This window comes from Megamonas rupellensis DSM 19944 (assembly GCF_000378365.1).
In the GTDB taxonomy this organism is placed as follows: Bacteria; Bacillota; Negativicutes; order Selenomonadales; family Selenomonadaceae; genus Megamonas; species Megamonas funiformis.
Window position 1 is genome coordinate 1 of sequence record NZ_KB899583.1, and the last position, 25,965, is coordinate 25,965.

Sequence of the window (25,965 nt, forward strand, 5' to 3'; positions counted from 1 at the left end):
TTGCTAACGTGAGGAATATTTGGTTATTATTTTTCTAAATCTAATAATAAAAAATCCTCATAATATAAATCTTATACAATAAATATAATATCTATACTATGAGGAAATTTTTCTAATAATACGTAATCTATTTCCGCATTATAAAATTTAGCGGTAATCGCAAGATTATTGAAAAACATTATCATTGAATACGCCTTTTGCTTAACTGTCTGAGCGTAGCGAGTTTTAAGCATTGTATGAAATGATAATTTTTTTCAAAGCTAAAATTTTATCTGCGGTGGTTTTCTTTTTGGTTCATTTTTCTTTTGCACAAAAGAAAAACGAACATTAACCATTATTTATCTAATTTTTCGATAACGCCTTTAATTAATTTTACATGAGGAACTAATGTTTTTAATTCCAATCTTTCATTTGGACTATGAATATCTATGTTGTTTGGTCCAATAGAAATTATATCTAAGTTTGGATTTTTAGCATAGAAATAGCTACATTCAAGACCTGCATGAATGGATTTTGCTTTCATATCAAAGCCATTTTGTTCTTTGAAAGTTTCTAATACTACATGTTTTAATTGACTATCTGGATTTGCAGGCCAACCAGGAGCAGGTTCTCCACTTACAACGCGAATACCACAGCGTTTACCCAATTGAATATAAATATTTGCAATTTCTCTAGTCAATGCATCTACAGCACTTCTTGGGAATACAGATATTTCTACTGCATTTTCTTTAGTAACAACAGGACCGATATTTGCAGATAATTCTACTAAGCCATCTTCAACTTGAGACATCTTGAGTACGCCAGTCATGCTCAAATTGATGAAGTCTACAATACTGCTTGCATCTTCTTCAGACATTACACGTTCTGGAAGTTCACAAGGAACACAAGTAACTGTGAAATTCTTTTCTACATTGCCATAAGCAGCTTTTAAATAATCTGTGATTTTTGCTACTACTACATCAAATACTTTCACATTGGAAAGTGGAGAAGTGAATACAAATTCAGCTTCAGATGGAATTACATTTCTAGCTTTTAAACTGCTGATACTTGCAAGTTCAATTTCTGTTTTTTTCATAATGCTATTAATTGCTTGAGCAATGATTTTTACAGCATTAGCATAACCACAATTGATAGCTTCACCAGAATGACCACCATGTAAATCTTTGACTACAAATTTATAAGCAGAACGATGTTCTGGTTTATGCCATGTAATGCGACGTTCTGCATCGACATTTACACTGCCTGCGCTAGACAAAGTGAGCACATCAAAAGCTTCAGAATCACAGTTTATAAGATATTTTGCATCTAATAAATATTTAGCATCTAATGCTTTTGCCCCAGTCATACCCTGTTCTTCATCTACAGTGAAAATAGCACGAATAGGACCATGATTAAAATCTTGTTGTAATAAATACATAGCTGCTGCTACACCAATACCATCATCAGCACCAAGACTAGTACCATCAGCACGTAAAAATTCACCATCATTGATAATTTTAATAGGGCTTGTGAGTGGATCATATTGCACACCTTCAGCTGCTACGCATACCATATCCATATGACCTTGAATGATTACACGTGGCCAAGCTTCACAACCTTTTGCTGCATCTTTATCAATGATTAAATTAAATTTTTCATCTTGAACTACTTTACAACCAAAAGATAAAGCACGTTCTTTCAAAAAATTACTTACTGCTTCTTCATGATTTGATTTACGTGGAATAGCTGCTAAATTGCTAAATTCAGCTAATACGCCATCCATAATTTCTTTATCAGTTAAAGACATAAGCTACACCTCGATTTTGATAATATATTATACTATATTATAGCATAAAATATATTTATTTTAACTTTATACAAGATAAAAAAAGAAGTTAGGCAATACCTAACTTCTCTTTCGTATATTAATTTATAAGTTATTTAATAAGCTAAAAAATATCCAAGGAATATCTCTATTTATTCATAGAGATATTCCTTGTTTGTGTATAAAGATATTTCTTTCATTATAATATATAGTCAAATTAACTACGCTTATTATAATGAAGGAAATTAATCATGCTTCATCATCTGTGATGGCTTTATCACCCATTGTACCTGTACGAATACGCATAGCATTCTCTACATCATAAACGAAGATTTTACCATCACCAATATGACCTGTCTGCAAAGCTTTGCGTGCTGTTTCTAAAACTAATTCTACAGGAACTGCACAAACAATTGTTTCAATCTTTACTTTTGGTACAAGATTTACGCTATATTGTTTGCCACGATATACTTCAGTATGACCTTTTTGTAAGCCACAGCCGTATACTTGACTTACAGTCATACCCTGAACACCGATTTTATTCAAAGCTTCTTTTAATTCTTCTAATTTACTAGCACGAGTTATAATTTCTATTTTCGTTATTTTGCGCATAAAATCTACCCCTTACTAATGAAAATCTATAAATTCTTTTTCTTATAATAATACCACTAAAACTTTTAAATTTTAATTTTATTATTTTAAATCAACAGGTTTTGTAAAATTTTCACTAGCAAAAGCTTCTGCATTACTGGAAAGCAATGTATTGGCACTCATGATAGATTGATTGTATGCACGTTCACCATGTTCACAGATATCAATACCGGAAACTTCTTCATTTTCACTTGCACGAACCTGCATAAAGCAACTAACAACTTTAAATAAGATATAAGAACCTACAATAGCAAGTACATAAGCTACTACTATAGAAATTAACTGAGCGATTAAAGTATCTGCACTACCATAGAATAAACCATCTGCACCAGCTGGATTTATTTCTGTGGAGCACCATAAACCTGTAGCTACAGCCCCCCATGTACCACCGATACCATGAACACCGAAAGCATCTAAGGAATCATCATAACCGAATTTTTCTTTAACAACTGCTACTGCAAAGTAACAAACAATACCACCTATTAAACCGATAATTACAGCTGGAAGTGGAGCAACAAAACCTGCTGCTGGAGTAATGGCTACAAGACCTGCAACACAACCAGAAGCTGCACCTAAGATTGTAGGTTTGCCATGATGCATCCATTCACATGCTACCCAAGATACAGTCGCCATAGCTGCTGCTGCCTGTGTAGTAACAAAAGCATTTGCAGCAAGTGCATTAGCACCAAGTGCAGAACCTGCATTGAAGCCGAACCAACCAAACCATAAAAGTGTTGCACCAAGTACAGTCATTGGTAAATGATGTGGAAGCATTGGAACTTTGCCATAACCATGGCGTTTGCCAAGTAAAATACATACTGTAAGACCAGATACACCAGATAAAATATGAATTACTAATCCCCCTGCAAAATCTAAGGCACCGAGTTTAGCTAAGAAGCCACCACCCCATACCCAATGAGCCATAGGGTTATAGATTAAGATTGCCCATAATAAGATGAATACTACAAAAGCGCCAAATTTCATTCTTTCTGCGAAAGCACCAGTAATAAGTGCAGGTGTAATAATAGCAAACATACACTGAAAGGCTACGAAAGCAAGTTCAGGAATTGTGCCATTTGCCATTACCTGCATGCCTACACCAGTCAAACCAACTTTGTCTAAGCTACCAATAAAACCACCAATATCACTGCCAAAAGTCATTGCATAACCAATAAGAACCCATTCCACAGAAATCATCGCTACAATGAAGAAACTGTGCATTATGGTACTCAATACGTTTTTACTTCTTACCATACCACCATAGAAAAATGCAAGACCTGGTGTCATGATAAATACAAGTGCTGCACTGATTAAAACCCATGCTGTATCACCTGTATCTATTGCTGCTGTAGTATCGTCAGCGGCGAAAGCCACAGATGCCATCATCGCTATGAACATAGCAGTCATAGATAATATAGATGCTAATTTTTTCATAAATTACACCCTTTCTTCATCACAAAATAAGCCAAAAATATATAATAATTGCTAAAATAAAAAACGCCTTGTCAAAGGATATACTGCTTTGTATATCTTTTAACAAGACGTCTTTGTCTTATTTTGCTATTAAATTACAAGATAATATCAACAATTTTTTATTTAATTCTGATGTACATCACTGTTGATGTTTTTTATTATATGACTGGACATTATATTTGTCAATTAAAAATACAAAAAAATTTTGTATACAATCCACAAAGTAAATCTCCCTTATATTTATTGCAATATTTTTCTTATTTATAGTATATTTGTATTATTTATAGTATACACATTTACATATGTACATATTTTGCTTATCATGATACAATATTAACCATATAATTAAACATCAAAATTAAATAGGAGGTATCTTATGTCTGATAATATATCTATTATCGTCGCTTTTTTACTTTATTTGCTATTCATGATGGCAATCGGTGTTTATTTTTATTATCGCACTCATAATATGTCCGATTACATCTTAGGTGGCAGAAAACTTGGTGCTTGGGTAACTTCCATGAGTGCCGAAGCTTCCGATATGAGTGGTTGGATGCTCATGGGTCTTCCTGGATTTGCTTATTTGGCTGGTCTAAATGCTGGCTGGATTGCTGTAGGTCTTGCACTTGGTACATGGGCAAATTGGCAGTTTATCGCTCGTCGATTACGCAAATATACAGAACTTGCCAATAACTCTCTGACTTTGCCAGATTTCTTGCAAAATCGCTATCACGATAAAAGCCCTTTAATTCGTGTTGTCATGGCAATCTTTATTTTAATCTTCTTCATCATCTACACTTCTTCTGGATTTGTAGCTGGCGGTAAATTATTCAACACTATTTTGGGCATTCCTTATGAATATGCTCTTTGTCTTGGTGCTTTCGTTATCGTCTTTTATACTTTTGTAGGGGGATTTTTAGCCGTTTGTTGGACTGACTTTATCCAAGGCGTAATGATGTTCTTCGCTATCTTAATCGTCCCTATTGCTGCTGCTTTCACATTAGGGGGATTTGGTGATACATATACTGCTATCAGCATCACTAATCCAGAGTTTTTCAATCCATTCACTAAACCAGATGGTTCTTATACTACAGTATTAGAATTGATTTCTCTACTTGCTTGGGGTCTTGGTTATTTTGGTCAACCTCATATCTTAGTGCGTTTCATGGCTATCACTTCTTCTAGTGAATTGAAAAAAGCCACTCGCATTGCTATGACTTGGGTAGTAATCTCTCTTACTGCTGCTGTATGTGTAGGTATGGTTGGTAGTGTTTATTTAACTACACCACTCAATGGCACTAATTCTGAAACAGTATTCCTCGTTATGACTGACCATTTATTTAGTCCATTCTGGGCTGGTATCGTACTTTCTGCTGTACTTGCAGCTATCATGAGTACAGCTTCCGCTCAATTATTAGTAGGTGCTTCCGCTGTAGCTCAAGACTTATATAAACAATTCATTCATAAAGATATCAATCCTCGTGAATTAGTACTTGTTACTCGTTTATCTGTAATCGGTATCGCCTTGATAGCTATCGCTCTTGGTCTTGACCCTAATAACTCCATTTTAAATATCGTTGCTTACGCTTGGGCAGGATTTGGTGCTACTTTCGGCCCTGCTTTATTATTCTCTCTCTTCTGGCGTCGCACTACAAGAAATGGTATCTTAGCAGGTATGATTGTCGGCGGTATCACTGTTCTTGTTTGGAAACAAATTACTTTATTAGATATCGCAACTGTATATCCAATCTTACAACTCTATGAAATCGTTCCAGGCTTTATCTTATCCTCTTTAGCTATCATCATTGGTAGTAAACTCGATAAAGCACCATCTAAAGAAATCACAGATATCTTTGACTCCGTAAAACATAGCAATATTTAATTATTTGTTCATTTCTTTGATGTCAGAGAGATGTTCATTTCTTTGGTGGCAAAGAAACGAACCAAAGAAACCACCCGCTCACGCACTTTTTACTTTGGCAAAGATAAAAATATGTCAACAACGTTCTAAACTCGCTTCGCTCAAACAGTAGAACTAACACCGTAGTCCTATTTTTATCTTTACCAATAGCCTATGGCTACCGTAAAAAATACTAAAATGCGGGAAATATTTGGTATTATATTTTTCCGCATTATAAAATTTTAGTGGTAACCTAAGGTTATTGAAAAAAATTATCGCTGAATACGTTTTTAGTCTGAATGTTTGAGCGAAGCGAGTTTCTAAGCGTTGTATGAAGCGATAATTATTTTCAAAACTAAAATTTTATCTGCGGTGGGTATTCTTTTGTTACTTTTCTTTGCCCACCAAAGAAAAGTAAATAAACATTTATGAAAATAAAAAGCCGTTTTCTAAGTTATTATCATTAAACCTAGAAAAACGGCTTTTTATTTTAATATTTTTGTTAAATTATAGATAGAATAAATATAAGTAAATGCTACTTATAATAATAGATAAAATCATAATTGGGAAAGCTACCATAAAGTATTTAGCAAAGGAGATTTTTTCTCCATGGATTGCTGCCATACTTGCTACTACTACGTTAGCACTTGCACCTATTAGTGTTCCATTTCCACCAAGACATGCGCCTAATGATAATGCCCACCATAATGGTTCTAAATTTGTCATTCCCATTGCTCCCATATCTTTGATCATCGGTATGAGAGTTGCTACGAATGGTATATTATCAATAAATGCAGAAGCTATCGCACTTAGCCATAAGATAAGCATTGTTGTACTTGTTAAATCTCCTGCTGTTATCTCTAATACTTTTTCTGCTAATAATTTGATTACGCCTGTTTCTACCAATCCACCTACTAAGATGAATAAGCCTGCAAAGAAGAAGATTGCTAGCCATTCTATATGACTTAATACATTGGCAATTTTCTTTTCATATCTAGCCATACTGATGAGCATCAAAATACATGCACCTGTGAGTGCTACTGTTGCAGACTCTAAATGCAATTGAGCATGCATTGTGAATGTAACGATGATCATAGCTAATACTACTAAACATTTTTTGAGCAATGTAGAATCTTTGATTTCTTGGCGTTCGTCCATAGCCATTACTTTTGCTCTTAATTCATCTGTTGTAACTAATTGTTTACGATAGAGGAATAATAATATTGCAATCGTAACGATAAAAGTAACTATACATACGCCAGATAAATTAGTGATAAATGCCATAAAGTCCATTTCTGGTACGGCACTACCAATCATGATATTTGGTGGATCACCGATAAGTGTTGATGTACCACCAATATTAGAAGCTAAAATTTGTGCTACTAAGAATGGTTTTACTGGTATATTTAACTGTCTTGTAATACTGAAAGTAAGTGGCACTGTCAATAATACTGTTGTTACATTATCTAAGAATGCAGAACAGATTGCAGTTAAAAAAGACAACGCTACTAATAATTTTAGTGGTTCTGCTTTTACTTTTTTAGCTGCCCAAACTGCTAGATAATTAAATAGACCAGTTTCACCTGTGATATTTACAACTACCATCATACCAGCCAAAAGACCGATAGTATTAAAGTCGATATGGTGAATAGCCATCTCCTGAGTTAAAATACCACATACAATCATGAGCATTGCACCAGTTAGGGCAATTACAGTTCGATGAATTTTCTCCGAAACGATGAACACATACACTACCATGAAAATGGCAAGTGCAATCCAAGCTGTTGAATCCATGAATAAACCTCACTTTATTTTTTTATTTTCCCCTTTTTTATTATCTTTATCTATAATTAATTATAATTATCCTTTTTTAGCAACTTTGGACCATGTGTCACGAAGACCTACTACACGATTGAATACTAAATTATCCATTGTGCTATCTTTGTCTACGCAGAAATAACCTTGACGTAAGAACTGGAATTTTGTACCAGGTGCTGCCCATTTTACACTTGGTTCTACTTTACAATTATCTAATACTACTAAAGAGTTTGGATTTAAAGAAGCGATGAAATCTCCATTTACTACTCCTTCTTCATCATTTAATAAATAATCATAAAGGCGAACTTGTGCATCTAAAGCTGTAGAAGCATTTACCCAATGAATAGTACCTTTGATTTTACGTCCTGCTGTTTTACCACCAGTTTTGGAATCTGGGTCATATGAACAATGAAGTTCTACGATATTTCCTTGTTCGTCTTTTATAACTTCTTCACATTTAATGATATAAGCATTTTTCAAACGAACTTCGCCTTCTGGTTTTAAGCGGAAGAATTTCTTTGGTGCCTCTTCCATGAAGTCTTCACGTTCAATATAAATTTCACGGCTAAATGGCATATAATGTTTAGCATCTGTATTTGGTAAGTTTTCACAAGCAAGCATTTCTGTTTTATCTTCTGGATAATTTGTGATTACAACTTTGATAGGGTCAAGCACTGCCATGATACGGTTTGCATGAGCATTTAAATCTTCACGCACACAATGTTCAAGCATTGCTACATCTACTAAGCTATTTGCCTTAGCTACGCCAATGCGTTCACAAAAATCGCGAATTGCTGCTGCTGTATAACCACGACGACGAAGACCAGAGATAGTCGGCATACGTGGGTCGTCCCAGCCAGATACATAACCACCTTCTACTAATTGGCGAAGTTTACGTTTACTCATAACCATTTTTGTGATATTCAAACGAGCAAACTCAATCTGACGTGGACGTGTATTTACGTCAAAACCAAGACTGTCTAAAAGCCAATCGTAAAGTGGACGATGATCTTCAAATTCTAAAGTACAGATGGAATGTGTAATACCTTCGATAGCATCAGATAATGGATGAGCAAAGTCATACATTGGATAAATGCACCATGCATCACCTGTACGATGATGAGAAATATGAGCTATACGATAGATAACTGGGTCACGCATAGTGATATTAGGTGAAGCCATATCGATTTTTGCACGTAAAACTTTTTCGCCATCAGCGAATTCACCATTTTTCATGCGTGTAAATAAATCTAAGTTTTCTTCTACACTACGGTTACGATATGGAGATTCTTTACCAGCTTCAGTCAAATTACCACGATATTCGCGAATTTCATCAGCAGTTAAATCATCTACATAAGCTTTACCTCTTTTGATTAACTCTACTGCATAATCATAAAGTTTTTCAAAATAATCGGAAGCGTAATATTTTCTATCTTTCCATGTAAAACCTAACCATTTTACATCTTCTTGAATGGAATCTACATATTCTACATCTTCTTTTACTGGATTAGTATCGTCAAAACGAAGGTTACAAAGACCATTATATTTTTGAGCTGTACCGAAATTTAAGCATATGGATTTTGCATGTCCAATATGTAAATATCCATTTGGTTCTGGAGGAAAACGTGTATGTATTCCTTCAGTATATTTACCTTCTTTTAAATCTTCATCAATAGCATTATGCACAAAATTAGAAGCCATTAATTCTGCCATTATTTTTCCCCTTCTTTTATCAAATTATAGTTTATCTTATATGATATCATGATAAACTATAATTTGTCAGCTTTAACCTTGCCAAATATCTTTCGTTTGTAGTTTTTCTTGGATATAATTGCGCAAACGAGTAATACCTTGCATCATTTTTTCATCTTGAACTAGATTATTGATTATATCTTCAATATAATTTTGTTCAACAATCTGCTTCAATGACCATGCAAAATATACATCATATACCCACATCAAACGCACAAGTTTTCTATCATCTTGTGTTCTCATTTTTGTGTAATCACATTGCTTGCCTGCTACAAATAAATCCACAAAATCAGGGCTACAACCTGTACCATCTGTAGGCCCTAAAAATGGTTTTAATACACGATAAATATCTATTTTATCAGCATCACGAATTAATTTAGCAAAAGCTAAATGCCTTTGATTTTCTGTAGGCGCTATTTCTTTAGCATTATGATTACCTATGGCAAATTTTAAAGTCGCTAAATCTTCTTCATCTAATTTAGCCATAAAAGGTAAATCCTTTATAACTTTTAGACCTAATTTAGCATGATTTTCAGATAAGGCATCATTAAAGGTGCGATATACTGTGAACTGATAAAAGCGACCTACATCATGGAATAAACCTATCATTTTAGCTAACAAACTATCATGTTCATTTAAATTCAAATGCTTAGCCAAATTTTCGCAGTTTTTTACTACTTTCCATGTATGTTTTTCTTTTAATATTATGCCATCTACGATTTGAGCATCGTCAAAAAATATCGTTTTGGCCGATTTTATCTCCAAATGAGATTTTGCTGTCTTTGCTGCTTCTGGCGAATAAAAAGATTTCATGTATGTTGTCATCCATGAACTCATTTCTTGCCAAAGCTCTTGCATTTTTGCTATATCGTTCATCATATCACCCCAAAATCTTCAAAATTTCAAAATACAATATGATATTTTTTAAGCTTTAAAATTAAAGAAAGTAACTTCTGGTGGGCAACCAATGCGATAAGGGAACCAACTGCCTGCACCATTGCTTACATAACCAATGGAGTTATTCTGCTCAAATCTTCCACGCATGTACTTAAACATAGGAATAATAGGTATACCTAAAAAAGCAAATTGTCCTCCATGTGTATGACCTGTTAAAGTCAAATTTATATTATGTTTAAAAGCTTCATCTATAAAAATAGAATGATGAGCAAGCAATATCTTATAAGCATCTTCTGGTACATCTTTTAAAGCTTTTTGTAAATACTGTTCTCGCATATTAGCAGACTCTTGTCCGCCTCTTTCGTCTACATAATCCACGCCTAAAAGATATAAAGGTTTATCTCCACTTAAAATCTTTATAGACTGATTATTTAAGACTTTGATATTTGTCTTACTTAAAGCTTCTTGTAGATGTTTTATACCACGTATATGTTCATGATTGCCCCAGCAAAAATAAACACCAAAAGGAAAATACGGTGTAAAAGCATTTAATATCTTGATAGCTTCATCATTTATTTTTCCGCTATCAAAAATATCACCTGTGATGACGAGCATATCTGGAGCTTTATGTGCTATTTCATTTAAAATCTCATAAAACTGTCTAACTGAGAAGAAATTTCCCAAATGTACATCAGTTAAATGAGCTATTTTCAAGCCATTTAATTTAGGAAATGCACTACAATCTATATCTTGTTCTACAAATTCTATATTACGGCTTTCATATAAACCACCATATAAAGTAGCTGAAATAGCCGGCACCCAAACAACACCATGTAAAAATCTACGTCTGCTCTCATCAACTTTAGTACCACTTGTTTTTTCATAAATTAAGCGGAAAATCTTCACCAATAAAGCTATAATGGATAAAAAGACTTGCAATACATACCACATTACAACTAATTTTATGAGAATTGAAGCATATTCAAAATCTAATATTTTAGGATATAATACTGCAAAACCCACAATAGCTACTAAATTAATAATGATTAATTTTTTTCTCGCAGATTTATAAACATTAGCGGAAATATATTCCTTTGCTAATAAAATACTACTACAAGCGATAACAGCCATTACTAAAGCCATCATTATAGTAAAACTCATGTGCAATATATCACTCTCCTAACAATCTCTAAATTAAAATATTAGCTAATCAATAAATTTTATTAATCAAATTTATTACAAATCTACATTATTTTTAAATTATATCATATATACCAAAAATTTTAAAAGAGACAGTTTTCATATATTATATAATTATTTCTACCCTATAATTTTATTTAACTATTTAATAATTTTTATAAAAATCTTCTTAAAGCTTATATATAGCACCCTTTACTATTGACAAGGATTTATTTTTCTTTTAGAATAAAATTATAGTTTTTGGATAATTTTTCTATTTTAATAACAATTATTATTAATAACTATTTTTGGAAGGGGCGATACAGCCATGTTAGATAATAAAAAAGTGACTGAGCTCTTAAGAAAAAAAGGTTTCAAAGTAACGCCACAACGTTTGGCAATCTATAACGCATTATGCAACACTAAAGCACATCCTAATGCTGAAATGATATTTAATAAATTGCAACCTTATTACCCTACAATGAGTTTGGCTACAATTTACAAAACTGTTGATATTTTACACGAAATCGGATTAATCAATATCTTAAATGTCGGTGAAGATTCTTTCCGTTATGACGCAAACACTAGCTCTCATGCTCATATCTGTTGTACTGAATGTGGCAGAGTTGATGATATCATGATCGATTTTGCTAAATGTGTAGAAGAAGTTGCTAGTCAATCTTCTTATGATGTTCATCGTCATCAATTTTACTTCTATGGCACTTGCGCAGAATGTAAAGCTAAATTAAATAGCAAAGCTAAAGTTAGTTAATTCATTAATTCAATTAATTTTAATTAAAATTTAATCTAAAGCCACAGTTTTCTGTGGCTTTTTATATTGTATTTTTCTTATCCTAGTAATATACTAATCATATTACTTAATGGCTAAGGCTATATACACATATAATCAATAAAAATCAGAAATGAGGTTTTTTATTTTATGAACATATCTGTCTTAGCTAGTGGTAGCCGCGGCAATTGTACTTTAATTCATGATGATAATAATGCTATCTTGATTGATATGGGTATTAGCACCCGTAAATTGAAACAAGCTTTAGCACAACTACATTTAAATATTGAAGACTTAGATGCTATTTTTATAACGCATGAGCATATCGACCATATCCGTGGTTTAAAGACTTTGACCAAAAATTATAATGTGCCAATTTATAGCAAAACTGCTACATTAAAACAAATAGCTATTACTCAAAAATTTACAGATATAAATTTAAAAAATTGCCAAGCACTTACAACTAATAATATTGATATCGGCAATCTAGCTATAAAAATATTCAATATTTCTCATGATGCAATCGACCCTGTAGGTTACACTATATCTAAGTATAAAGATAATGCTAAAACAAAGAAATTTACTGAAAAAATAACTCTAGCTACCGATTTAGGTTTTGTCAGTGAAACAGTACAATCTGCTTTAGAGGACTCTGATATTTTAGTATTGGAAGCCAATCATGATTTAAAATTATTGCAAAATGGTCAATATCCATGGTCATTGAAAAAACGTATTTTAAGCACTAAAGGTCATTTATCTAATGTTGATGCCGGTTTTGCTATCAACAGACTTCAAGCTAAACCTCAACAGATAATTTTGGCTCATCTTAGCGAACAAAATAATTCTCCTGATATCGCTTTAAATACAATCAAGCAAATTTTTCAAGAAAATAATTTAATGGATATTTCTTTACATGTGGCATCACCTGATAGAATGTTAAATATTAAAAATTAAATTTAATATTCTATCCATATTTTAAATAGATAATTATTTTAAGGAGGTTTTTCTATGCGTTCTCCACTTTCCATCTTAGGCATTTGCCTTATCTCTATGAGTATTTTTCTTGGCGGTTGTGGTAGCGATGAACAAAGTGCTACATCTTCATCTTCTGTAGCAGCATCTTCCGCTTCTAGTGAAAAATCCACTGCACCTATTTCCGATGCGCGCAATACACCAATAGTGCAAGCAGCTAAAAAAGTAGGTCCTGCTGTTGTTGGTATCACTAATAAAGCAGTAGCTCGCGATTGGTTCAATCGTCAAGTTGAAATTGATAAAGGTACTGGTTCTGGTGTTATCTTTAGAAGTGATGGTTATATCGTAACTAATAACCATGTAATTGAAGGTGCTAAAGATATCACTGTAGCTCTCGCTGATGGCAGAACACTTCCTGCTACACTCATTGGCACTGACCCATATTCAGATTTAGCAGTAATCAAAGTAGATGCTACTGATTTACCAACTGCTGAATTCGGTAATTCCGATGATATCATGGTCGGTGAACCTGCCATTGCTATCGGCAATCCTTTAGGTCTAGAATTTCAGGGCAGTGTAACTGCTGGCGTAATCAGTGCATTAAACCGCACTTTAACTATCGGTGATAATCGTCTAAAACTTTTACAAACTGATGCAGCTATCAATCCTGGTAACTCTGGCGGTGCACTTGTAAATGCTGATGGTCAAGTAATCGGTATCAATAGTGCCAAACTTGCTGCTACTGGCGTTGAAGGTATCGGTTTTGCTATTCCTATCAATACTGCTAAACCAATCATTGATGAATTAATCAATAAAGGTCATGTAACTTACCCATATCTTGGCGTGGGTGTTCTTGATAAACAAACTGCAGCTCAAGCTGGTTATAAATTAAATGTCGATGCTGGCGTCATTGTAATGCAACTTGAACTCGGCAGTCCTGCTGACCAAGCTGGTATTAGACAACGTGATTTAATCTTAAAAATCGACGGTAAAGACACTAATACTGTAGCTGATTTACGCAGTATCATAGCTGAACATAAAGTCGGCGATAATATCACAATCACAATCTCAAGAAATGGACAAGTTGGCGATGTTACAGCTACTCTAGCTGAAATGCCAACAAATAATTAATCATGAAAATATCAATTGTAGCTTCAGGTAAAATTAAAGAAAAATATTTACGCGATGGTATCAATGAATTTGTAAAACGCTTAAAACCTTTTACACAATTAGAATTCATTGAAATCAATGAAGAAAAAATGAAAGATAATCCTTCACCAGCTGAGAAAAAAGCTACATTAATAGCTGAAGGTGAAAGACTCTTAAAGAAAGTTCCAGCAAATAGTTATTTAATTGTACTTGATGTTTTTGGTAAAGATATTTCCTCAGAAGAATTATCTGCCAAAATTGATAAACTCACTTTATCTGGACAAAGCCATATAACCTTTTTAATCGGAGGAGCTTTTGGTTTATCTGAAGAAGTCCGCAAACGTGCTGATGAACGTATTTCTTTTTCACGAATGACATTTACACATCAAATGATAAGACTTCTACTCGTAGAACAAATCTATCGTGCTTTCAAAATCAGCCGTGGTGAAAAATATCACTGGTAAATCATAAGAAGTATAGACAAAATAAAAGCTCAGGATTTCCTGAGCTTTTGCTTTATAAAATATAAAAGAGGTGATTTTTTTGTCAGTACCATTTTACCATATCTTTGATAAAGACTCGGTCGGTCAATTAATCAATCCTTTGCCTTTAAATCAAATTCTCAAATGGGCTGGGCAAATAACAACAGCCCAAACAGAAGAAAACAAACCAAAAATTCTCTTTTTGGGAATTGATATCCAGACAGATTTTATGGATAATGGAGCTTTAGGTGTTGCAGGCGCGAAGCAAGATGTAATTCGCCTAAGTCAATTTCTCTATAAACATATGGATAAATTATCTAAAATCATTGTTTCACTAGATACTCATGAAGTAAAACAAATCTTTCACCCTTGCTGGTGGGTAGATATTGAAGGCAATCACCCTGCTCCTTATACCATTATCAAAGCTTCTGATTTAACAGAAGGTAAATGGAGAGCTACTGTTGACCCTGCACTTAGCAAAAATTATGTTCGTCATTTAGAAAAAGCCGATAAACAATTATGTATTTGGCCTTACCACTGTATTAACGGTACTGTAGGTGCTACTTTAGAGAGTCAATTCAATAATATTATTCACTTCATTTCTTTAGCTCAAAATATTCCTTTAACAAAAATCAATAAAGGGCAATATCCACTTTCAGAAATGTACGGTATCATCAAACCTGAATATTCCATGCATGATGATACAAATACAGATTTACTCACTGAGATTGCTTCTTTTGATAAAATCATTATCGCAGGTGAAGCAAAATCCCACTGCGTACTTGAAAGTGTCCGCCAAATCTGCGAATATTATTTTGACAAATTAGAGATAACACGCAAAATATACGTACTCACTGATTGCATGAGTGATATTCAAGGCTTCGAGCAATACAGTGAAACTAGATATAATATTTTAGCCAATAAATATAAAATCAATCTCGTAAAATCTACTGATAATTTTCTCTAACAAAAAAGCGACTTTAATTAAAAAATTAAAGTCGCTCTTTTTATTTTATTTATTTAGTACTTTTTTATTTGGACTTACAAACATCATGATGAACATAATTATTAACGTCAACATAATAGCTGTAGATTGAGCATTTAAAATCCAAATGCCTTTATTACCATTAAATAAATCTAATCCTACAGTAACTATAATCCCCACTATTGTAGAAATTATAGCAGCTGAAGCACTACTGCGTTTTGTAAATAAACCGAATAATAATGGTGCTGTAATGGATACAGACATCAAGGAATAGAAAATAGATAATGCTGAAATTACATTTGGTAACACAATCGCAAGACCAATACCGATAATACCTGCCATTACAGTTACAAATCTACTGCCTTTGATTAAGCTTTCATCAGAAACATTAGGATTGATAAAAGATTTATATAAATCTTTCGTAAAAGATGTTGTTATCATATATAAAACTGCATCTGCTGCACTGATTTCCGCCGAGAAAATAGCTGCCAAAGCTAAAGCTGAAGCCCAAAATGGCATACATTCTTTCATTACATAAGGAAGTGCTAAATCCTGCTGTGGTAAATCTGGGGCAATAGCATAAGCTGCCATACCTAAAGTAACAGGAATGATGGAAAATAATAACATGACTAAACCACAAGCAAATGTACTAATGCGTACTGTATTTTTATCTCTTGCACTATACACTTTACCGATAAGTGCTGGAGATAGGAAAAATGATGGCATTAACATCAAGAAAAAGCCCATGATTACAGTATTACCTAAGCCATCAAAACTAAAATAAGCTGTTGATTTTGCTACATCAGCCATATTAGCTACTACTTTTGCCTGTAAACCATCAAGACCACCAACAAAAGATAATACAAGTGGTACAGCTACGATAAAACCGATTAATTTTACTCCAGCTTCAATTAAATTTGCGTAAACAGCTGATAAAAATCCACCTGCACAAAAATATAAAACGACTACAACAGAAGCGATTAAAACACCTGTAGTTTTATCAATTTCTGCTACTACAGATAATATCCAGGCAATCCCCATCAATTGACCAGCAAAAATGGCTAAAGTGCCAATCGCCATCATCAATGATATAAGACCTCTAAAATAACGATTATAACGATATTCTAAATAATCACCTAAAGTATAAAAACCATGATTTTTGGCTATTTCCCAAATTTTAGGGCCAATGACAAATGCCAAAATAAATGTACCTACAGCTGAAGCAATAATCCACCATGCAGCAGAGATACCTGATGTAAAGCCCATACCTGCTACGCCAACGGTTGAGCCTGCACCAATATTTGGTGCTACCAAAGTGATGAATAATAAAAATGGTGCCATTTTACGTCCACCAACAAAGAAATCATCTGCTCCTTTTACTTTTCGTGATATTATCACACCAACAGCGATTAATAACACAGCATAAAGGGCAATTACCATAAGATACCAGTTCATTATAAGCCTCCACTCTTTCGCCTAAGTCAATAACCTAAAAATCAAGGTTTATTGCTATTTGCAGACAAAAACATTCCTCAAAAATCAACTGCAAATTAATTGTCAGTTGTTCTTGCCAAGACTATAGCTTATTTATTATAGTATAGACAATATTAAAATACAAATATAAATGTGGTGATATCATGGAACGTTTACAGATAAAAAATGATATTGAAGGTATGCAAGAAGCCCTAATTGAAGCTAAAAAAGCTTTTGCTATCGGTGAAATTCCTATAGGAGCTATAATCTGCGATGATAAAGGCAATATCATCGCTCGCGGTCATAATCTTCGCGAAAAAACATTTGATGCCACTGCTCATGCAGAAATTGTAGCTATTCGCAAAGCCTGCACTAAACTTCAAAACTGGCGACTTTCTGATTTAACTTTATATGTAACAATTGAGCCATGTCCTATGTGTGCTGGCGCTATCTTTTCTAGTAGATTAAAGCGCTTAGTCTACGGTGCTACTGATTGGCGCGCTGGTGGTTGTGAATCTGTATTTAATATCGTAAATAATCATTGGCTAAATCATCAAACGCAAATACGAGCTGGTGTACTCGAAGATGAATGCTCTTTACTGGTAAAAAAATTCTTTCAAACTAGACGTCAAAATCACAATTGAGGTTTCTCTAGCAAACAAAATTTTATTTTTAGAAAAATTTTACAAAATTAAAGGGATTTTCACTTTTTTTAGCGAAATAAAATATACATACAAATAGTTCAAGAATTAGGTGGTAATATATGCCAAATATACAACAAATTGTCGTTCCTATAAATGGCACAGCAGAATCATTCAAAGCTTTATCTTTAGCTTCAGATTTAGCAAAAATATACCAAGCACAGATTTGTTTATTATTAGTTACATACTTTTCCACAGAAACTGATGATAAATCAACATATTCTTCTTGGTTAGCCACTCCGTTGACTGGTTCAGTTTCTCGTTATGCTGAAAGTGTTTTTCTTAGGGCAAAAGATTTATTGCCTGCAAATATTGATATCAGCACACATCATTTAAGTGGACAACCTGCTTCAAAAATTTTAGAATTTACCAAAGCTCATAATACAGATTTAATCATCATGGGTTGCCGTAAATTGAATTTATTTAGCAGTATTTTAAATGGTAGTACAAGTCGCCAAATTCTTGAAAAATCAACTTGTCCTGTAATCATTGTAAAATAATCTTTGGAGGGATTCCTTATGACAGATATTAAACGTATTTTAGTACCAGTAGATGGCTCTGAAACTTCTGATAGAGCTATTGAAGAAGCTATTAAAATTGCCGAAGTATATAATTCAGATATTCACATTCTTTATGTAGCAAATATCAACCAACTAGCAATCAATGCTTGCCTCTCTGATGCAATCTTAGAAGCAGTAACAAAAGCTGGTAATGAAATACTAGAGAAAGCTGCTAATAAAGTTCCTGAAAAAATCAATGTAATTACAACTTCAGAAACTGGTTCTCCATCTGTTACTATCACAGATTTTGCTGATGAAATCAAAGCTGACTTAGTAGTAATTGGCAGTCGTGGACTTGGTCTTGTAAAAGGTGTACTTTTAGGCTCTGTAAGCCAATATGTAGTAGAACATGCTCCATGTCCTGCTTTAGTTGTAAAATAAAATATAAATATGAAAAGAGTCTATATATAGGCTCTTTTTTTTAATCTAAAGTTAATTAAATTTTAATATGATTATTTTTTTTCGATGATATACTAAATGTACAAATAAAAAATATGCGATATTTATATAAATCAATAGCCGAAAGGGTGTGTATCTCATGAAAACTACTTTAAAGAAAAAACTTACAGCTGCTATTTTAGCTGGCTGTAGTACATTTATATTAAGTGGTGTAGCTTTAGCTAATCCTCCGCAACCACCACCTCCTCCACCTACAGAATTAGCACAAAGACCAACACCACCGCCTCCTCCACCTAGACCATTTGTACACAACGAAGAAGTACAAAATTATTGCACACAATTTGAAAGTGATTATTCTTGGATGTATCTATCCACACGTGAAGATGCTGCAAGAGATTTTGTATCTGTAGATAAAGCTTTAGAACGCAATACTATTTCCACTAATCAAGCTACTAAATTAAAAAAAGAAATCATCAGTTTTTATAAAGACAGACAAAAATATGAAGATAAAGCTCGTAAATTAGACCGCAGAGATGCTAGAGAATATCGTCAAGAAAATCGTGAACATTTCTCCTTACGTGCTAATATAGCAGATATCTCCGAAAGCACTACTATCCCTGTAGATACTTTAAAACGCATTTTATTTAAACCAAACCCTAAAGCACCTAAAGATCGTGATGATTTATCCGAAAGACTCGCTAAATTCACTAATCAATTAGTAGCTGATGGAAAAATCACTCAGGATGAAGTAAATATCCTTGATGAATATATGCAATCTGGTAGAGATAAATTAGCTAATATGACAAAAGAAGAACGCCGTGAATATTTAGCTGATTATCGTCAATTAACTGATGAACAGCGTTTAGCTAAAATTTCTGAAGGAACTGGCATTTCTCCAGAAAGATTACAACAAATTTTCACTGCTTTTAAAGAAGCTGTAAAAGATAAATTACAGACTAAAATTCAAGATTAAAATTAATTTAACTAAAAATGCCTAGAAGCTATAACTTCTAGGCATTTTTTATTTCATAAGTATTATAAATATCTAATATATATATATACACTAGCTACAATAATAGATAAAATCATGAGTGGAAAAGCTATTTTTAAATAGCTGATAAAGGATAATTTTTCACCATGAGCACTTGCCATACCTGCTACTACTACATTGGCACTCGCACCAATAAGTGTACCATTACCACCAAGACAAGCACCTAAAGACAATGCCCACCAAAGTGGTTCAAGATTAGTCATACCCATAGCACCCATTTCCTTAATCATAGGAATAAGTGTAGCTACAAAAGGAATGTTATCAATAAATGCTGAAGCAATAGCACTGAGCCATAAGATAAGCATTGTGGAAGCAGTAACATTTCCAGATGTTATTTTTATAGCTTCTGCTGCCATAGCCTTGATAACGCCAGTTTCTACTAAACCGCCAACTAAAATAAACAAACCAACAAAGAAGAAAATAGCAAGCCATTCCAAACGACTTAAGATATTTGCAATTCTTTTTTCACGTCTACTTACAGTGATCAACATCAATATAGAAGCACCTGCTAAAGCTACAGTTGCCGATTCTAAACCAAGTTGAGAATGGAACATAAATGTAATAATAGTTAAAAATAATACAATCAAACATTTTTTCAATAATAAAGTATCTTTTAACTCTTCTTTTTCATTCATTGCCATTACTTGTTCTTGTAATGCAGTTGTTGTTGTTAATTTCTTATGATATATAGCAATGATTATCGCTATAGTAATAGCAAAAATGACAATACAGATATCACCTAAATTAGTCAAAAATGCCATAAAATCCATTTCGGGAACAGCACTACCGATCATAATATTTGGTGGGTCACCGATAAGTGTTGCTGTACCACCGATATTAGAAGACATAATCTGTGCAATCAAAAATGGCTGTACTGGTATTTTTAGCTGTGCTGTAATACTAAAAGTTACAGGTACTGTCAATAAAACAGTAGTTACATTGTCTAAAAAAGCAGAACAAACAGCTGTAAGTGCAGATAATGCTACTAATAATTTCACTGGGTTGGCTTTTACTTTTTTTGCTGCCCAAATAGCCAAATAATTAAACAATCCTGTTTCACTGGTAATATTGACCATAATCATCATACCAGTAAGCAAACCAATCGTATTAAAATCAATGTGATGGATTGCTTGGTCTTGTGATAATATGCCCATAATAATCATAACCATAGCACCTGTCAAAGCCACTATAGTACGATGTATTTTCTCAGAAATAATCAACATATAGGCAATGACAAATACAGCTATAGCTATATAAGCACTACTATCCATCAATAATCACTTTCTTTCCTAAAAGATATTTATAATTATTTAAAATCTACTTAAATAAATTTTAAATATTATACATACTAATAGCTAAATCACTTAAATATGATTTATAAAATTTCATCTTATTATTTTGTATATAAAATCTAGGTACACGACGAGAAATCATGCAAGTTATTTCATAATTTATAGTTCCCAATTTTTCAGCCAATTCATCAGCTAAAATACATTCATCACCTTGTTTACCAAAGAGAACTACTTCATCGCCTACTTGTACATTTTCGATATCTGTAACATCAACCATGCACTGGTCCATGCAGATATTACCTACTACTTTTGCACGCTTACCATGTATCAATACTTCTGCTTTTCCAGATAATAATCTAGTATAGCCATCAGCATAACCTACAGGTATAGTGGCAATCACGCGAGTATCTTTAGCTATAAATTTATGACCATAACTTACACCTTCGCCAGCATGTATAGTTTTTACATGTGTTACTTCACATTTAAAACTCATAGCTGGTTTTAAGCCAGTATTGCTGATATCAACTTCATCTGATGGTGCCATGCCATATAATATCACTCCAGCACGTACCATATCATAATGATACTCTGGTAAATCAATAATAGTAGCACTATTAGCACAATGATGTACATTGACCTTCACTCCAGCTTTGGCCACTTCATCACAAACCCATTTAAAACGTTTATATTGAGTATGTGTAAAAGTTTTATCTGCACAATCGGCTAAACAAAAATGAGTAAACATACCTTCTATTTTTACATTAGGTAATTTGCTTATTTTTACAATTTCTTCTACAGCTTCTTTTGTTGGTTGATAGCCAATGCGTTGCATACCGCTATCTATAGCTATATGAAATACCACTTCACTTTGTTGTTTTACAGCTTCCTCAGAAAAAAGTCTTGCTTGTTCATAATCAAAGATGCATACATCAATTCCATAAGCAATAGCTTCACTAGCTCTCACTGGATTTGTATAACCCAAAATAAAAATAGGAGCTATAATACCTTGATGACGAAGCTCTAGCCCTTCATCTAAACGTGCTACAGCTAATCTATCAGCACCATTTTCCAATAAAGTTTTAGCTAAAGTTACAGAACCATGACCATAAGCATCTGCTTTGATTACAGCTGCCACTTCTTTTGATTTTGCCATCTTTCGTATAATTTGCATATTCTGTGCAATTACATCTAAATCAATTTCTGTCCACAATAATCTTATCATTTCGGACTCCACAATCTATTCGCTTCCATTCTTAATCATTCTAGTACATTTCAATTTACAAATACTATTTTTTAATTTGCTTCATAACGACGAATACGCAAATTCAAGTTATATTCTTCACAAACCTTTTTACAAGCATTGATTTCATCTTCGCCGATAATATCCACTATAGTTACTACTACATTTGGAATGTAATTTTTGCAATCCACTGCAAAATCAAGCATAGCTTTATAAGATTTTATACCAAAACGACTGCGTGTAACTTCTAAATATTTTTCTGCATTTGATTCATTCAAACTTATAGAAATAGTATTTAATAAACCTTTAAATAACACAGCTGTTTTTTTACCATATTCTAAATCACTCAAACCATTTGTATTCATTCTAACTTTAAATTTAGGATATGTTTGATGGATAAAAGTCAATAATTTTACCAAGTCATCTAAACGCATAGTTGGTTCACCAAAACCACAAATGACAATATCTTCTACATTTTCCATAGGTGCATTTAAAAATGCTTGTTTAATTTCTTCTAAAGAAGGTTCGCCATCTTTTAACCATAACTTATGGTCGTCCTTTAAATGACGCAAACAAAATGTGCAATTACAATTACATCTATTGGTAAAATTTACATACATATTGAATTTTTCTTTAGGAAATAATTTAACTTTTTCACTAAAATCAATATATCCATTATTATGTAATGTATATAATATCATTTAATCACCTTTTCCTTGTTACAATATAACATAAAAATTATAGCCTTTTAGCTTCTAAACTTCAATATAAAATCATATTTATAATTAATAAATAAGCTTTAATTCTACCAACTACATTGTTTAGTAAAATTAAAGCTTATTTTTGTACGCTATTATTTTAAATCAGTTAAATATTCTTCAAAACATAAACCATAATTCCATGGCACATTTAAAGAATTAGTATATGCCATTGCTTTTCCTACAAAATCAGCTGCTTTTTGCACAGCTTTCGGTAAAGCTTCTCCACGAACTAAACAAGCTGTCAAGATAGCCACAAAAGCATCTCCTGTACCTGAATGTTCTTCTGGTATGCGATTATTCTCTTGCATACATGGATTTTTACCTTGCTCATAAATATAATTATAAACTTTGTCAGCTGTTTCATTGACAAGACCTGTGATTACAATTTGCTTTACGCCTTTAGTAGCTATAGCTTGTGCCATTTTTAATAATTCAGCTTCAGTTGGCATTTTATTTGGATATTCTATATCCAATAATTGACAAACCTCTGTTAAATTCGGCGTTAAAACATCAGCCACATTCAATAATTGTCGCATTTTCAAACAAAGTTCTTCATTATAAGAAGAATACAATTTTCCGCCATCGCCCATCACTGGGTCAACGACAAATAAAGTATTTTCTTTTTTAAAGCGTCTTGCAAATTCTAATACAAGTTCAATCTGATCTTTAGAGCCTAAAAAACCTGTCAAGATGCCATCAAATTCTAAATTCAAAGCTTGCCAATTATCCATATGAGCTTTCATATGACGAGTATAATCGTCCATATAATGCACAGGAAAACCTGTATGCGCTGCTAAAATTGCAGTAGGAAGCGGACAAGCTTGTATCTTTAAAGCTGAAATCAATGGCAATTGTACTGTTACAGAACAGCGACCAAAACCTGTTATATCATTTATTAAAGCAATTCTTTTTTGTTTATTCACTTACTCTAAAACAGCTCCTGTGCTAGCAGATGTTGTAAGTTTTGCATAACGGGAAAGATATCCTGTTTTTACTTTTGGTTCAGGTTTTACCCAATTAGCTTTACGTTTAGCCATTTCTTCATCGCTGATTAATACATTTAATTTACGATTTGGAATATCGATATCAATGATATCACCATCTTCAAGATATGCGATTGGACCGCCAGCCATAGCTTCTGGAGATACGTGACCGATACAAGCACCACGAGTAGCACCAGAGAAACGACCATCTGTAATAAGCGCTACTTTTAAGCCCATACCTGCGATAACAGCAGTTGGATTGAGCATTTCACGCATACCAGGGCCACCTTTTGGACCTTCATAACGAATTACTACTACATCGCCATCTTTGATTTTGCCCCCAGTAATAGCTTCGATAGCTTCTTCTTCAGAATTAAAGCATTTTGCTGTACCTTTATAGCAAAGCATATCTTCTGTTACTGCACTAGCTTTTACTACTGCATAATCTGGAGCTAAATTACCTTGTAATATAGCGATACCACCTGTTGGACGATATGGTGCTTCTACTGTTTTGATTACATCAGCACGCTGAATTTCGCTATTTTTTATTCTATCTTCAACAGTTCCTGTTACTGTGAGTGCATCTAAATGAATAAGACCTTTTTTGCTGAGTTCATGCATTACTGCACAAACACCGCCAGCTTCATTTAAATCTTGCATATGATGAGTACCAGCTGGGCTTAATTTTGTGATATAAGGTGTTTTTGCACTGATTTCATCAAATAATGGAGCTGGAAGTTTAATACCTGCTTCATGTGCAATAGCTGTAAGATGAAGTACAGTATTAGAAGAACCACCAATACCCATATCTACAGTGATTGCATTTTCAAATGCTTTTTGAGTTAAAATATCACGAGGTTTAATATCTTTTGCAATTAAATCCATGATTACATGACCAGCTTGTTTTGCAAGTGAAATTCTAGCACCAGTATAAGCAGCTGGAATTGTACCATTACCAGGAAGTCCCATACCTAATACTTCTGTTAAAGTATTCATTGTATTAGCTGTAAATAATCCAGAGCAAGAACCGCAACCTGGACAAGCTTTTGCTTCTAAATCATACATTTCATCTTCTGTGATTTTGCCAGCTGTAAATTTACCAGCAGCTTCAAAAGTTGTGCTTACGCTGACATCTTTACCTTGATAGCGACCAGCAAGCATAGGGCCACCACTTACTACTACGCAAGGAATATTTAAACGAGCAGCTGCCATGAGCATACCTGGAACGATTTTATCGCAGTTTGGAATGAGTACTAAACCATCAAAAGCATGAGCTGTTGCTACAGCTTCGATAGAATCAGCAATTAATTCACGGCTAGCCAAGGAGAATTTCATACCAGGGTGTCCCATAGCAATACCATCGCAAACACCAATAGCTGGGAATTCAATAGGTGTACCGCCAGCAGCAGCTACACCGAGTTTTGCTGCATCAGCGATTGTACGTAAATGAATATGACCTGGAATTATTTCATTAAAAGCATTTACAATACCAACTAATGGTTTTTTCAAATCTTCTGGACCATATCCCATAGCATTAAATAAAGCACGATGTGCTGAACGAGTTGCACCTTTTTTTACTAAATCACTTCTCATGAACAAACCACCTTTTCTATCTACATATAATATATAAACAATAAATTTATTATACTAACA

23 protein-coding genes are annotated in these 25,965 nt (G+C 33.4%); 10 read left to right on the top strand and 13 right to left on the bottom strand.

From position 1 onward, the window contains the following. Nucleotides 1–334: 334 nt before the first annotated feature. The 3 genes from pepD to F553_RS0107555 all read right to left on the bottom strand — a co-directional run bounded on the left by pepD (nucleotide 335) and on the right by F553_RS0107555 (nucleotide 3,889). Complete coding sequence (gene pepD / locus F553_RS0107545; protein ID WP_018999640.1) at nucleotides 335–1,786, bottom strand: beta-Ala-His dipeptidase; 1,452 nt, start codon at nucleotides 1,784–1,786, stop codon at nucleotides 335–337. 267 nt (nucleotides 1,787–2,053) lie between these two features. Further along, nucleotides 2,054–2,416 (bottom strand): P-II family nitrogen regulator, encoded by a 363-nt coding sequence (locus tag F553_RS0107550; protein WP_008539559.1) that lies wholly within the window; start codon nucleotides 2,414–2,416, stop codon nucleotides 2,054–2,056. Nucleotides 2,417–2,497: 81 nt separating this feature from the next. Then, entirely contained in the window at nucleotides 2,498–3,889 is a 1,392-nt protein-coding gene (locus F553_RS0107555; protein ID WP_018999641.1) for an ammonium transporter, read from the bottom strand. Nucleotides 3,890–4,304: 415 nt separating this feature from the next. Between F553_RS0107555 and putP the strand changes: the two genes are divergently transcribed. After that, the gene (gene putP, locus F553_RS0107560; protein WP_018999642.1) at nucleotides 4,305–5,810 is read left to right on the top strand and encodes a sodium/proline symporter PutP; all 1,506 of its coding nucleotides are present in this window, start codon (nucleotides 4,305–4,307) and stop codon (nucleotides 5,808–5,810) included. Between the two features lie 525 nt (nucleotides 5,811–6,335). Here putP and F553_RS0107565 read toward each other — a convergent pair. From F553_RS0107565 to F553_RS0107580, 4 genes are all read right to left on the bottom strand, one after another. After that, the gene (locus F553_RS0107565; RefSeq protein ID WP_018999643.1) at nucleotides 6,336–7,622 is read right to left on the bottom strand and encodes an ArsB/NhaD family transporter; all 1,287 of its coding nucleotides are present in this window, start codon (nucleotides 7,620–7,622) and stop codon (nucleotides 6,336–6,338) included. Nucleotides 7,623–7,688: 66 nt separating this feature from the next. Beyond that, on the bottom strand, nucleotides 7,689–9,359 hold the full coding sequence (locus F553_RS0107570) for a glutamine--tRNA ligase/YqeY domain fusion protein (RefSeq protein ID WP_018999644.1): 1,671 nt from the start codon (nucleotides 9,357–9,359) through the stop codon (nucleotides 7,689–7,691). A gap of 72 nt (nucleotides 9,360–9,431) precedes the next feature. Then, nucleotides 9,432–10,274, bottom strand: a complete 843-nt coding sequence (locus F553_RS0107575; RefSeq protein ID WP_018999645.1) for an HD domain-containing protein — start codon at nucleotides 10,272–10,274, stop codon at nucleotides 9,432–9,434. A 48-nt stretch (nucleotides 10,275–10,322) separates the two neighbouring features. Then, nucleotides 10,323–11,456: a metallophosphoesterase gene (locus F553_RS0107580; RefSeq protein WP_018999646.1), complete on the bottom strand. Its 1,134-nt coding sequence runs from the start codon at nucleotides 11,454–11,456 to the stop codon at nucleotides 10,323–10,325. Nucleotides 11,457–11,802: 346 nt separating this feature from the next. Between F553_RS0107580 and perR the strand changes: the two genes are divergently transcribed. From perR to F553_RS0107605, 5 genes are all read left to right on the top strand, one after another. Further along, a complete protein-coding gene (gene perR / locus F553_RS0107585) occupies nucleotides 11,803–12,246 on the top strand; it encodes a transcriptional regulator PerR (RefSeq protein ID WP_008539551.1) in 444 nt (147 codons plus the stop codon). A 168-nt stretch (nucleotides 12,247–12,414) separates the two neighbouring features. Next, complete coding sequence (locus tag F553_RS0107590) at nucleotides 12,415–13,218, top strand: MBL fold metallo-hydrolase (RefSeq protein WP_018999647.1); 804 nt, start codon at nucleotides 12,415–12,417, stop codon at nucleotides 13,216–13,218. 54 nt (nucleotides 13,219–13,272) lie between these two features. Further along, nucleotides 13,273–14,367, top strand: a complete 1,095-nt coding sequence (locus tag F553_RS0107595) for a S1C family serine protease (protein ID WP_018999648.1) — start codon at nucleotides 13,273–13,275, stop codon at nucleotides 14,365–14,367. Between the two features lie 2 nt (nucleotides 14,368–14,369). Further along, nucleotides 14,370–14,849, top strand: a complete 480-nt coding sequence (rlmH, locus tag F553_RS0107600; protein WP_008539547.1) for a 23S rRNA (pseudouridine(1915)-N(3))-methyltransferase RlmH — start codon at nucleotides 14,370–14,372, stop codon at nucleotides 14,847–14,849. Nucleotides 14,850–14,919: 70 nt separating this feature from the next. Continuing rightward, nucleotides 14,920–15,834 carry a cysteine hydrolase family protein gene (locus F553_RS0107605; protein ID WP_244263948.1) on the top strand — a complete coding sequence of 305 codons (915 nt, stop codon included), beginning with the start codon at nucleotides 14,920–14,922 and terminating at the stop codon, nucleotides 15,832–15,834. Between the two features lie 45 nt (nucleotides 15,835–15,879). Here F553_RS0107605 and F553_RS0107610 read toward each other — a convergent pair whose 3' ends face one another. Then, nucleotides 15,880–17,307, bottom strand: coding sequence for a sodium:solute symporter family protein (locus F553_RS0107610; protein ID WP_018999650.1), 1,428 nt, complete (start codon nucleotides 17,305–17,307; stop codon nucleotides 15,880–15,882). A 182-nt stretch (nucleotides 17,308–17,489) separates the two neighbouring features. Between F553_RS0107610 and tadA the strand changes: the two genes are divergently transcribed. From tadA to F553_RS11815, 4 genes are all read left to right on the top strand, one after another. Further along, nucleotides 17,490–17,969: a tRNA adenosine(34) deaminase TadA gene (tadA, locus tag F553_RS0107615; RefSeq protein WP_008539541.1), complete on the top strand. Its 480-nt coding sequence runs from the start codon at nucleotides 17,490–17,492 to the stop codon at nucleotides 17,967–17,969. Nucleotides 17,970–18,088: 119 nt separating this feature from the next. After that, entirely contained in the window at nucleotides 18,089–18,526 is a 438-nt protein-coding gene (locus tag F553_RS0107620) for a universal stress protein (RefSeq protein ID WP_008539540.1), read from the top strand. Nucleotides 18,527–18,544: 18 nt separating this feature from the next. Then, on the top strand, nucleotides 18,545–18,967 hold the full coding sequence (locus tag F553_RS0107625) for a universal stress protein (RefSeq protein WP_008539539.1): 423 nt from the start codon (nucleotides 18,545–18,547) through the stop codon (nucleotides 18,965–18,967). A 157-nt stretch (nucleotides 18,968–19,124) separates the two neighbouring features. Beyond that, on the top strand, nucleotides 19,125–19,958 hold the full coding sequence (locus tag F553_RS11815; protein ID WP_033405665.1) for a hypothetical protein: 834 nt from the start codon (nucleotides 19,125–19,127) through the stop codon (nucleotides 19,956–19,958). A 62-nt stretch (nucleotides 19,959–20,020) separates the two neighbouring features. Here F553_RS11815 and F553_RS0107635 read toward each other — a convergent pair whose 3' ends face one another. The 5 genes from F553_RS0107635 to ilvD form a co-directional block, all read right to left on the bottom strand. Continuing rightward, entirely contained in the window at nucleotides 20,021–21,307 is a 1,287-nt protein-coding gene (locus F553_RS0107635; RefSeq protein WP_018999651.1) for an ArsB/NhaD family transporter, read from the bottom strand. A 61-nt stretch (nucleotides 21,308–21,368) separates the two neighbouring features. Next, nucleotides 21,369–22,550 carry an alanine racemase gene (alr, locus tag F553_RS0107640; protein ID WP_018999652.1) on the bottom strand — a complete coding sequence of 394 codons (1,182 nt, stop codon included), beginning with the start codon at nucleotides 22,548–22,550 and terminating at the stop codon, nucleotides 21,369–21,371. A gap of 71 nt (nucleotides 22,551–22,621) precedes the next feature. Next, nucleotides 22,622–23,269, bottom strand: a complete 648-nt coding sequence (locus F553_RS0107645) for a TatD family nuclease-associated radical SAM protein (RefSeq protein WP_018999653.1) — start codon at nucleotides 23,267–23,269, stop codon at nucleotides 22,622–22,624. A gap of 152 nt (nucleotides 23,270–23,421) precedes the next feature. After that, nucleotides 23,422–24,252 (bottom strand): pyridoxamine kinase, encoded by an 831-nt coding sequence (locus tag F553_RS0107650; protein WP_018999654.1) that lies wholly within the window; start codon nucleotides 24,250–24,252, stop codon nucleotides 23,422–23,424. Then, nucleotides 24,253–25,905 carry a dihydroxy-acid dehydratase gene (gene ilvD, locus F553_RS0107655; RefSeq protein WP_008539522.1) on the bottom strand — a complete coding sequence of 551 codons (1,653 nt, stop codon included), beginning with the start codon at nucleotides 25,903–25,905 and terminating at the stop codon, nucleotides 24,253–24,255. Between the last annotated feature and the right edge of the window lie 60 nt (nucleotides 25,906–25,965).